Source organism: Nocardioides sp., from assembly GCF_031422975.1.
Lineage (GTDB): Bacteria > Actinomycetota > Actinomycetes > Propionibacteriales > Nocardioidaceae > Nocardioides.
Genome location: NZ_JANPEO010000307.1, coordinates 1 through 10,786 on the forward strand (window position 1 = coordinate 1; position 10,786 = coordinate 10,786).

Here is a 10,786-nt window from a genome sequence, read left to right on the forward strand (position 1 = left end):
CCCGGCGGCTACGCCGAGCTCACCGACCTCGTCGGACACCTCGCGGGCATGCCGCTCGACCGCTCGCGCCCGCTCTGGGAGATGTGGGTGATCGAGGACTGCTCCGACGACCGGGTCGCGGTCTTCACCAAGATGCACCACGCCACCGTGGACGGCGTCTCCGGCAGCAACCTGCTCTCGCACCTGACGAGTCTCGAGGCCGACTCCGAGCCGCTGGGACTCGGCGGCAAGGGCACACACCAGCGTGCTCCCGGCGACCTCGAGCTCCTCGGTCGGGGCGTGCTCAACCAGGTGACGCGGCCGTTGTCGATCCCGCGCCTCATCACGCCGTCGATGCAGCTGATCGCCGGTTCCCTCAACCGGGCGCGCAAGGGTACGGCGATGGCCGCACCGTTCTCGGCGCCGCGCACGTCCTTCAACGGCACCATCACCGGGCACCGCGCCATCGCGATGACGACGATGAGCCTCGACGACATCAAGGCGGTCAAGCAGGTCACCGGCTCGACCGTCAACGACGTGGTCATGGCCGTCACCGGCGGTGCGCTGCGCTCCTACCTCGACGACCGCGGGGAGCTGCCTGCGACCTCGTTGCTGGCGACCGTGCCGGTCTCGGTGCGGAGCGAGTCGAAGCGCGACCAGGGCGCCAACAGGGTCTCGGCCCTGTTCGCCAGGCTCGGCACCGACCTCGACGACCCGCTCGAGCGCCTGCAGGAGCTGACCGAGGCCAACCGGCACGCCAAGGACCACCAGAAGGCGATCAGCGCCGACGCCCTCCAGGACTGGGCCGAGTTCGCCTCGCCGAGCACGTTCGGGCTGGCCATGCGCGCCTATGCCGGGCTCCGGCTCGCCGAGAAGCACCCGGTCGTGCACAACCTCGTCGTCTCCAACGTGCCCGGGCCGCCGGTGCCGCTGTACTTCGTCGGCGCCAACATCGAGGGCCTGTACGCCTTCGGCCCGGTCTTCCACGGGGCCGGGCTCAACATCACCGTGATGAGCAACAACGGCGAGATGCAGGTCGGCGTGATCGCCTGCCGCGAATCGGTGGCCGACGTCGACGACCTGGCAGGCCGCTTCCCGGCCGAGCTGGCCTCGCTGGTGGGGCTGGTCGGGATCACCGACGCAGCTCGCCCCGCCGTGCCGCAACCGTGACGGCCGCCTCGACCAGGGCCGGCACGAAGATCTCCGACTGGAGCACGCACGACGCGTGGCCGGCCGGGATGTCGTGCACGGTGGCGCCGGGGATGCGTCGGGCCAGCGCCACCTGGCGGGCCGCCGGGATCACCCGGTCGTGCCGCGTGACGACCACCGCGGTCGGCACGTCGATGCGCGAGAGCCACGGCCGGGTGTGGTGTCGCCCCAGCGCGGCCAGGGCCTGCCCGACCGCCCACGGGCTCGTCCGCCGCATCTCGGCAAGCGCCCACTCGTGGATGTCGCTCGGCGCCAGGTCGACCGCGGTCGCCGCGCGCCGTGCCGCGTACGTGAGGCTGCGCGAGCGCGCCAGCCCGCGCAGGCCCAGCATGCTCACCCCCAGCGAGGCGTGGAAGCCCTTCTCCCAGGGCGTCGCCCGGAAGTAGTCGGTGGTGGCGGCGAGCACCAGTCCCTCGATCGCGTGTGGATGCTGGCGCCAGACGCGCTGAGCCACGATGGACCCCATCGAGTAGCCGCAGACGAGCGGGTCGCGCAGCCCCAGCGCCTCGATCACGGCGGCCGCGTCGTCGGCGCAGTCGGCCAGCGAGAACTCCTCGGACTGGATGCCGCGCCCGTGCCAGCGCTGGTCCATGGTCACGACGCGGAAGTGGCGCGAGAGCGGCTCGATGGCGGGGTACCACGTCAGCAGCCCGGTCGTGCCGATGGCGTGCAGCAGCAGGATGGCGGGGGAGTCGACCTCGGGTCCCGCGGTGTCCGTCACGTAGGTCGCGCCGCGTCCCGGGAGGTCCAGCATGGCGCCGTACGGAAGGCGCGCGTAGGGCAGGTAGACACCCCGCCGGACGGCATCGAGCGGGGAGATCATGTCGGCTAGACTAGAACACGTTCTAAGTGGGTGGAGCCCAGGTTCGCCGTCGTCGGAGGTCATCAGTGAGTCCATCGCAGGAGGTGGAGGCGGTCTCGGCTGTGGTCGCGGACGCCGTCAGCCGCACGGCGGACTGGGCCGCGCTCGCCGATGCGGGCCTGCTGTCCCTCGTCGTGCCGACCGATCACGGCGGCGAGGGCCTCGGGCTCGCCGAGCTCGCGGTGGTGGTGCGCGCGGTCGGGCAGCACGCCGTGCAGCTGCCGGTCTGGGAGACCCTCTGTGTCGGCGCACTGACTCTCGCGGCAGCCGGCAGCGACGACCAGCAGAAGTCCTTGCTCCCGGGCGTCGCGAGCGGCGACATCGTGCTGGCTGCCGCCCTGCGCGAGGTCGGCGCGGGCTTGCCTGCCAGCCCCAGGACGGTCGTCACGGGTGACCGGGTCACGGGTCGCAAGATCGCGGTGCAGTACGCCGATCGCGCGGCGGCCCTCGTCGTCAGCGCGACGCTCCGGGGTCGCCCGGTCGTGGGGCTCGTCGATCCCCGGGCGGCCGGCGTCACGCTCATCGAGTCGGCCTCCAGTCGGGCGCTGCTCGACGGCGTGGTGGAGCACACGGTCGTCCTCGACGGTGCTCCGATCGACCTGCTGCCCGGTCCCGCCGCCTTCCGGATCGCGCACGACAACGCTGTGGCCGGACTCGTCGTGCTCGCCGCCGGCCTCCTCACCGGCGCTCGCGACCTGACCGCGGACCACATCAAGCAGCGCACTCAGTTCGGTCGATCGCTGGCCGAGTTCCAGGCCGTGGCCATGCAGATCGCCGACGTCTACATCGCCTCCCGCACGCTCGACCTCGCCGCCGACAACGCCGTGTGGCGGATCGCGCAGGGCCTCGACGTGCACGACGACCTGGCCGTGGCGGCCTACTGGACGTGTGCCGAAGCGCCGCCCGCGATCCACACCTGCCACCACCTGCACGGCGGCACGGGCGTCGACGAGACCTACCCGCTGCACCACCACTACTCGTGGCTGAGCGACATCACGCATGCGCTCGGCGGGCCGGCGGGCACCTTGCCGCTCGTCGACATCGAGTCGGCCGAGGCCAAGAACCTCGAGCTCAGTGCGTCCCAACGCGCGCTGAAGTCCGAGCTGCGCGACTACTTCGCCGGTCTCGTGTCCGCCGAGGACCGCGCCGCCATGGCACGTGATCGACATGGTGCGGCGTACGAGAAGACGATCCGGCGGCTGGGCGCGGACGGCTGGCTGGGCGTCGGCTGGCCGCAGGAGTACGGCGGCCGCGGGCTCGGCGAGGTCGAGCAGACGATCTTCGCCAACGAGGCGCAGCGCGGGGACGTGCACCTGCCGGCGGTGACGCTGCAGACCGTCGGCCCGACCCTGCACAAGCACGGGACGCCTCGTCAGAAGGAGCTGTTCCTCGGCCGCATCCTCGCGGGCGATCTGCACTTCGCGATCGGCTACTCCGAGCCCGACGCCGGCACCGACCTGGCCTCGCTGCGGACCACGGCGAGGCGCGATGGCGACCACTACGTCGTCAATGGGCAGAAGATCTTCACCACCGGCGGGCACCAGGCCGACTACGTGTGGCTCGCGGTGCGCACCGACCCCGACGCGCCCAAGCACAAGGGCATCTCGATCCTGATCGTCGACACCTCGGACCCCGGCTACTCGTGGACGCCGATCATCACCGTGGACGGCGCCCACCACACCAACGCGACGTACTACAGCGACGTCCGCGTCCCGGTCGACATGCTCGTCGGCGAGGAGAACGCCGGCTGGAAGCTGATCACCACCCAGCTCAACCATGAGCGGGTGATGCTCGGCCCCGCCGGTCGGCTCGAGGGGCTGCGCGACCGCGTGGCGGCGTGGGCCGACGCGGTCGGCGTACGCGATCGGCCCGACGTGCGGGCCGCGCTCGGCGAGGTGACCGCGATCTTCCGGGTCAACGAGCTGCTCAACTGGGAGGTGGCGCGGGCCGCCGAGGTGGGGGAGATCAGCGTGGCTGACGCGTCGTCGTCGAAGGTCTTCGCGTCCGAGCGCGTGCAGTACGTCGGTCGCGTGCTCGCCGACGTCGTCGCCCGGCACGGGGACCCCTCCGACCCGGCGACCGCCGACCTCATCGGGTTCCTCGACGGACAGGCCAAGCGCAATCTCGTCATCACGTTCGGCGGGGGAGTCAACGAGGTGCAGCGCGAGCTGATCGCGATGTTCGGGCTGGGCCTGCCGCGAGTGCCCAGGTGAGGACACGGATGGATCACGACGAGATCATGGCTCGTGTCGAGGAGCTGATCGCCGTCGGTGAGACGGCCCCACGCGTCGCGCTCGACGAGGTCAACCTGCCGATGATCCGGCACTGGGCCGAGGCGATGGGCGACACGAACCCACGCTGGGAGTCCGTGGCGCCGCCGGCGATGGCGCAGGTCTGGACGATGTACGGCCTCGATCCGCACCGGCCCGCGGGTGACCCGCTGCACGCGACGATGCGGTTGCTGGACGACGCCGGCTACACGTCGGTCCTCGGCACCGACTGCGACCAGACCTACGCGCGCCACCTCGTGCCTGGCGAACGGCCCGCGATCACGACCCGGCTGGAGTCGGTCGTCGGCCCGAAGCAGACGGGCGTGGGCGAGGGCTACTTCGTGACGACGCAGAACACGTGGTGGGTGGCCGAGGAGGCCGTCGCGACGATGACGTTCCGGGTGCTGAAGTTCAAACCGACTGCTCGCGTCGACCCGACCCAGACCGTGCGTCCGGTGGTCAACCGCGACACCGCCTTCTTCTTCGAGGGTACGGCGATGGGCGAGCTCCGGATCCAGAAGTGCAACGCGTGCGGGGTGCTGCGCCACCCACCCGGCCCGGTGTGCCCCGAGTGCCACGCGATGGACCGCGGCCACGTCGTGGCCAGTGGCAACGGGACGGTGTTCTCGTTCCTGGTGCACCACGCCCCGCAGGTGCCGGGCAAGCAGCTCCCGCTGCCGCTCGCGCTGATCGAGCTGGCGGAGGGCGTCCGTATGGTCGGCGCGGTCCGGTCTCCCGACGGCGCCGCGCTCGCGATCGACGCGCCCGTGCACGTCGTCTTCGACCGGATCGACGACGACCTGACGCTGGCCTCCTGGGAGACCGGTCCCGGTCGCCGGGTTCGCACCGACGAGGGCAGCGAGGAGGGTGTCGAAATCAACAGCGATCTTCCGCCTGTGTCCCTCCCGATCACCCCGACCCTGATCGTCTCGGCGGCCCTCGCCACCCGCGACTTCCAGGACGTCCACCACGACCGCGACCTCGCCGTGCAGCGCGGCTCGAAGGACATCTTCCTCAACATCCTCACCACCACCGGCCTCGTGCAGAAGTACGTCGCCGACTGGGCCGACCATGAGGGTCGGCCCGACGCGCGTGTGACCGCCTGCGCGCTGCGTCTCGGTGCCCCCGCCCACCCCGGCGACACGCTCGAGCTCACCGGCACCATCGCATCGGGCTCCGACACCGAGATCGTGGTCGACGTGATCGGGACCGTCTCGTCAGGGACCCACGTGACCGCGCGAGTGACGGTGCAGCCGTGATCTCGTTCAGCGGCGCCGCCGCGATCGCCGGCATCGGCGCGACCGAGTTCTCCAAGGAGTCGGGTCGCTCCGAGCTCCAGCTCTCCTGCGAAGCCACGCTGAGCGCACTGGCCGACGCGGGCCTCACACCCGCCGACGTCGACGGGCTCGTCACCTTCACGATGGACAACTCGTCCGAGATCGCGCTGGCCCGCGAGCTCGGGATGGGCGAGCTGTCGTTCTTCTCCCGGATCAACTACGGCGGCGGTGCCGCGTGCGCGACCGTCCAGCAGGCCGCCATGGCGGTCGTGACCGGGATGGCGACCACCGTGGTGGCCTACCGCGGCTTCAACGAGCGCTCGGGGATGCGCTTCGGCCAGGTCTCGCTCGGAGCGGCAGCCCAGGTCAACACCAACGGGCTCGACAACGCCTGGACCTACCCGCACGGCCTCTCCACTCCGGCCGCCACGGTCGCCATGCAGGCCCGGCGCTACCTGCACGACTACGGCGCCACGTCCGAGGACTTCGGTCGCGTCGCGGTTGCCGACCGTCGGCACGCCGCCACCAACCCGGCCGCCTTCTTCTACGGCAAGCCGATCACGCTCGCCGATCACCAGGGCTCGCGCCTGATCGCCGACCCGCTCCGGCTGCTCGACTGCTGCCAGGAGAGCGACGGCGCCGTTGCGATCGTGGTCACGACGACCGAGCGCGCCCGTGATCTGGCGGCGGGCGGCGTACCCGTCGTCGCGGCAGCGCAGGGGAGCGGCGCCGACCAGTTCGTGATGACGTCCTACTACCGCGACGACATCGGCATCCCGGAGATCGGTGTCGTCGGCCGCGCCCTGTGGGCGCAGTCGGGCCTCACGCCGGCGGACATCCCGACGGCGGTGCTCTACGACCACTTCACGCCGTACGTCCTGATGCAGCTCGAGGAGCTCGGCTTCTGCGGCCGCGGCGAGGCGCCCGGCTTCATCGCCGACGGTGCGATCGAGCTCGGTGGGCGGCTGCCGATCAACACGCACGGCGGCCAGCTCGGTGAGGCCTACATCCACGGCATGAACGGCATCACCGAGGCGGTGCGCCAGCTGCGCGGCACGTCGATCAACCAGGTCGACGGCGCCGAGCACGTGCTCGTCACCGCCGGCACCGGCGTGCCGACGAGCGGGCTGATCCTCGGCCGCTGAGCCTCAGCCCGGAGCGGTGTCCACGGACTCGGTCTCGACCGGCCAGGGCGCCCAGGTCTCGCGCAACGCGACGACGCGCTCCCACGGCACGACGCGGAGCTCGTGGACGCGTGACTCGAGCCGTGCTCGGTGCAATGCCTCGTCGCTGCATTCGACGTGGATGACGCGGATGTCGATCTTGTGTTCCGCAGCCAGGTCCAGCCACGCCTGCCGGGCCTCGGGGTGGTGATTCACCGCGTCCGCGATGACGGTGTGGCCCATGCTGAGTTGCGCGTGGACGAGACGGTTCGCGACGGCGTACGCCGCCAGGCCGATCGGCTCGGACGCATCGACTCCGGCCTCGTGGAGGCCCCGCTCGATGGTGTCGACCGAGATGACGGCGCAGCCGAGGTCAGCGGCGAGTCGTTTCGCGACGGTGCTCTTGCCGCTCCCGGGCAGGCCGGACATCACGATCAGCGTCACGACGGCGACGGTAGCCGCTCGCGACGACGGCCAGCCAGGCGAGGCCGGCCCAGACGTACGCATCACCCACCAGGTGCTGCCAGGTCCAGCCGAGCTCGGTGTCGTGGCCGGACGCCAGCCAGAGGTGCGGAGCCGCGACGAAGATCGCGATCCACAACAGAGCGGCCGGCGGCCCGGCGCGGCGGAACAGCACAACACCAAGCGGGATGCACCACACCCAGTGGTGGCTCCAGGAGACGGGCGAGGCCAACAGCGAGGCGAGACCGGTCGCGCTCACGGCACCGAGCAGATCGCCGCGGACGAAGAGGCTGCGGGCGAGCCACAGCGCGAGCAGCACCACGAGCAGCGAGGTCGCGAACCACACCGGCCGGACCCAGGCCGCCTCGCCGCCGAGCCGGGCGATCACACCCATGAGCGACTGGTTGGCGGCATACCAGGGCGCACCGATGCGCCCGGAGTCCGGCAGCACCGAGGTCCAGAACCCCACCCCGTCACCCGGGATGAGCACCAGCGGGACCAGCACGGTCGCGGCGAACGACGAAGCCATGACGGCAGCCGCCCGCCACTGCCGGGTGACGACGAGGTGGCCGAGGAAGATCAGCGGTGTCAGCTTGATGCCGGCCGCGACGCCGGTGAGCAGCCCACGCCAGCGGGAGGTCGGCCCGACGAGGTCACCGAGCACGAGCGCCGGCAGGAGCAGGTTGACCTGCCCGAAGTGCTGCGTCATCCACACCGGTTCGAGCAGTGCGGACGCCGGCGCGACGAGCGGCAGCCACCGGGTCGCGTGCCCGCACCGGTGCCACACGACGACCAGCGCGAGCGCCGAGAGGAGCGGCAGCACGAGCTCGGCCAGCACGGTCGGTAGCACCGCGAGCGGCACCATGACGATCGCCGCGATCGGGGGATAGGTGAACGGCAGGTCGCCGTACGGCTGCGAGTAGATCGACGCGCCGTCGAGCAACCGCTCGGAGGCGGCGCGATAGACGTTGAGATCGAGCAGGCCGCCCGGGCGGACGGCGAGATAGGCCAGGGTGACCAGCCACGTCAGCGCGACGGCGACCCCGAGATCACGACGGACGGCAGGTGGCGGCACGCCCGGACGCTAGGCCAGCCGAATGGCTGCCGGGTGAACGCAGTGCCTCGTCAGTGCAGGTTGTCGGCGAAGAACCTCAAGACGGCGTCCACGCCCTCCTGCTGCCGGTGCGCCGTGACGGTCGAGTGTCCCGAGCCTTCGAACTCGACCCGGATGAACGCGTCGCCGAGCTCCTGGGTGAGCGTGTCGAACCGCTTCCCGACCGCGGGGTCCTTGCGGTAGCGCAGCCCCAGCACCTGCTGGCCGGCCGCGCACCTGCCCTTGACGATGTCGAGGTCACCGGAGGAGAGGTTGACATCGCGGGAGCGCTTGTCACCGACCGCGAACGGCGCGCTCGGCTGGCACAGAACCGGCGCCGTGACCGGCGCATCGACCATCATCGCGAGCGCGAAACCACCGGTGAAGCACATCCCCAGCGCGCCGACACCCGGCCCGCCGAGCTCCTCGTGCAGGTCGCGCGCCAGTGAGCGCAGCCAGCCCGCCACGGGCGTCGTCTCGCCGGTTCGCAGCTTGGTGAACTCCCGGCTCACACACACCTGGCGCAGCGCACTCGCCGTCGACAGCGGTGTCATCTTCGCGCCGTCCGTGCCGAACAGGCTCGGCATCACCACGGTGTAGCCCGCGTCCACGACCTCCTGGCCGAAGGTCGCCACCTCCGGCGTGATGCCCGGGATCTCGTGGATCACGATCACGCCGGGGCCGCTGCCCTGCCTGTACGTCGGGTGGCTGACCCCGTCGTGCGTGTGCGAGCCCTGAGTCCAGCGGTCCGGGAAGGTCATGGGCGCCAGTGTGGCGCAGGGCGGGCGGGTGCGCCGGGAGTCTCAGACCGTGGTGAGGAGGCAGTCCGCCAGGGCGGGCCGGCGATCGTCCCCGACCGTCGCGCTGACGACGATCTGCTCACCGTCCTCCCACGCCTCCACGTGGATCGTCTCGCCGGGGAACACGACCCCGGCGAATCGCGCGGCGAACGAACGGACCCGGGAGGCGTCGCCGTCCAGCAGCGCCTCGGTCACCTCGCGCAGCACGATCCCGTAGGTGCACAGCCCGTGCAGGATGGGCGCGGGGAAGCCGGCCGCCTTCGCGAACTCCGCGTCGACGTGCAGCGGGTTGCGGTCGCCGCACAGCCGGTAGAGCAGCGCCTGCTGCGACGTGACCTCGTACGCCGACGAGGCGTCCGCGGGGCGAGAGGGGATCGCCACCACGTCGGACGAGCCACGAGACCCGCCGAAGCCACCCTCCCCGCGCACGAACATCGACGAGCGGACGGTCCAGAGCTCCTGGCCCGAGCCAGACCGCGCGACGCCCTCCTGCCAGATCACCGCGGCCGTGCCCTTGTCCCACACGTCCGAGATCCGGGTGGAGAGCGTGGCGGTGCCCGACGTCGGCAGGGGAGCGGTCACGGAGATCGACTGGGCGCCGTGCACGATCTGGGAGAGGTCGAGGTCGCAGCCGGGCAGGTCGAGCGCAGGCGGATCGGTCTCGTGGAACGACGGCGCGACGATGCCGAAGCTGGGCAGGACCTGGAGGCCGTGCGTCTCCAGCGTGTGTCGCGGATCGGTCGAGCCGATGGCCAGCGCGTAGAGCTGGACGTCGGGCTCGGACCACGAGAACGTGCGGTCGGGGAGCTCGGCGCCGATGGCGATCGCGGGATCGATGGGCACTAGCTCGCGCCTTCCGAGCGAGCGATGTCCTCGGCGGCGAGGTAGCCGAAGACCAGGGCGGGCCCGATCGTCGCACCCGGGCCGGCGTAGGTGTGGCCCATGACGGCTGCGGAGACGTTGCCTGCGGCGTACAAGCCCTCGATGACCGTGCCGTCGGGGCGCAGCACCCGCGCGCGCTCGTCGGTGACGAGCCCGCCCTTGGTGCCGAGGTCGCCGGGCACGATCTTCACGGCGTAGAACGGCCCCTCGTCGATCGCGTGCAGGGACGGGTTCGGCTTCACGCGCGGGTCGGAGTAGTACTTGTCGTAGGCGCTCTCGCCGCGGTGGAAGTCCTCGTCCACGCCGCGCGCGGCGAACCCGTTGAAGCGCGTCACCGTCTCCTCGAGCGCACCGGGCGGCACCTCGATCTCGGCTGCCAGCTCGGCCAGGGTCGCACCACGACGGATGGTGCCGAACTCGTACCAGCGCCCCGGGAACGGGGTGCGCGGCGTCAGCCCGGCGAAGAGATAGCGGTTGCGGTAGCGCTGGTCGATGATCATCCAGGCGGGTACGGCGCTGGGGCCGGTGCTGTGCGCCTCGTAGATCTCCTTCGTCGCCTCGACGTAGGGCAGCGCCTCGTTCATGAACCGCCTGCCGCCGGAGTTGACGATGATCGAGCCGGGCAGGTTGCGCTCGGCCAGGCAGAACCACGGGCCGCTGGGCAGCGGGATCGTCGGCCCCCACCAGGCGTCGTCCATCAGGTCGGTCGCGGCGCCGATGGCGATCCCGGCCTCGTGACCAGCGCCGGTGTTGCTCGCGGCGCCGGTCGTCCACGCGGCGTCCGTGGGC

General features: G+C 71.4%; 10 protein-coding genes. 4 read left to right on the top strand and 6 right to left on the bottom strand.

Annotated features, from left to right (window positions below; genetic code table 11):
• The coding region (locus RMO85_RS09250; RefSeq protein WP_310528438.1) for a wax ester/triacylglycerol synthase family O-acyltransferase at positions 1-1,149 on the top strand (1,149 nt) is incomplete at its 5' end.
• On the opposite strand, the gene RMO85_RS09255 is transcribed toward RMO85_RS09250, so the two are convergent.
• Entirely contained in the window at positions 1,112-2,011 is a 900-nt protein-coding gene (locus RMO85_RS09255; protein ID WP_310528439.1) for an alpha/beta hydrolase, read from the bottom strand. The genes RMO85_RS09250 and RMO85_RS09255 overlap by 38 nt on opposite strands.
• Before the next feature lie 65 nt (positions 2,012-2,076).
• On the opposite strand from RMO85_RS09255, the gene RMO85_RS09260 reads away from it, so the two are divergent.
• The 3 genes from RMO85_RS09260 to RMO85_RS09270 are packed head-to-tail and all read left to right on the top strand — an operon-like array spanning position 2,077 to position 6,742.
• Entirely contained in the window at positions 2,077-4,263 is a 2,187-nt protein-coding gene (locus RMO85_RS09260) for an acyl-CoA dehydrogenase (protein ID WP_310528440.1), read from the top strand.
• 8 nt (positions 4,264-4,271) lie between these two features.
• Positions 4,272-5,579, top strand: a complete 1,308-nt coding sequence (locus RMO85_RS09265; protein ID WP_310528441.1) for an OB-fold domain-containing protein — start codon at positions 4,272-4,274, stop codon at positions 5,577-5,579.
• Positions 5,576-6,742 carry a lipid-transfer protein gene (locus RMO85_RS09270; protein ID WP_310528442.1) on the top strand — a complete coding sequence of 389 codons (1,167 nt, stop codon included), beginning with the start codon at positions 5,576-5,578 and terminating at the stop codon, positions 6,740-6,742. Before RMO85_RS09265 ends, RMO85_RS09270 begins: the two co-directional genes overlap by 4 nt.
• A gap of 3 nt (positions 6,743-6,745) precedes the next feature.
• Here the strand turns inward: RMO85_RS09270 and RMO85_RS09275 are convergent, their stop codons facing one another.
• The 5 genes from RMO85_RS09275 to RMO85_RS09295 form a co-directional block, all read right to left on the bottom strand.
• Positions 6,746-7,204, bottom strand: a complete 459-nt coding sequence (locus RMO85_RS09275) for an ATP-binding protein (protein ID WP_310528443.1) — start codon at positions 7,202-7,204, stop codon at positions 6,746-6,748.
• Positions 7,134-8,297: a glycosyltransferase 87 family protein gene (locus RMO85_RS09280; protein WP_310528444.1), complete on the bottom strand. Its 1,164-nt coding sequence runs from the start codon at positions 8,295-8,297 to the stop codon at positions 7,134-7,136. Before RMO85_RS09280 ends, RMO85_RS09275 begins: the two co-directional genes overlap by 71 nt.
• 50 nt (positions 8,298-8,347) lie before the next feature.
• The gene (locus RMO85_RS09285) at positions 8,348-9,076 is read right to left on the bottom strand and encodes a dienelactone hydrolase family protein (RefSeq protein WP_310528445.1); all 729 of its coding nucleotides are present in this window, start codon (positions 9,074-9,076) and stop codon (positions 8,348-8,350) included.
• A gap of 42 nt (positions 9,077-9,118) precedes the next feature.
• On the bottom strand, positions 9,119-9,958 hold the full coding sequence (locus tag RMO85_RS09290) for a MaoC/PaaZ C-terminal domain-containing protein (RefSeq protein WP_310528446.1): 840 nt from the start codon (positions 9,956-9,958) through the stop codon (positions 9,119-9,121).
• On the bottom strand, positions 9,958-10,786 hold an 829-nt coding region (locus RMO85_RS09295; protein WP_310528447.1), incomplete at its 5' end, for an FAD-binding protein. The genes RMO85_RS09290 and RMO85_RS09295, both read right to left, overlap by 1 nt.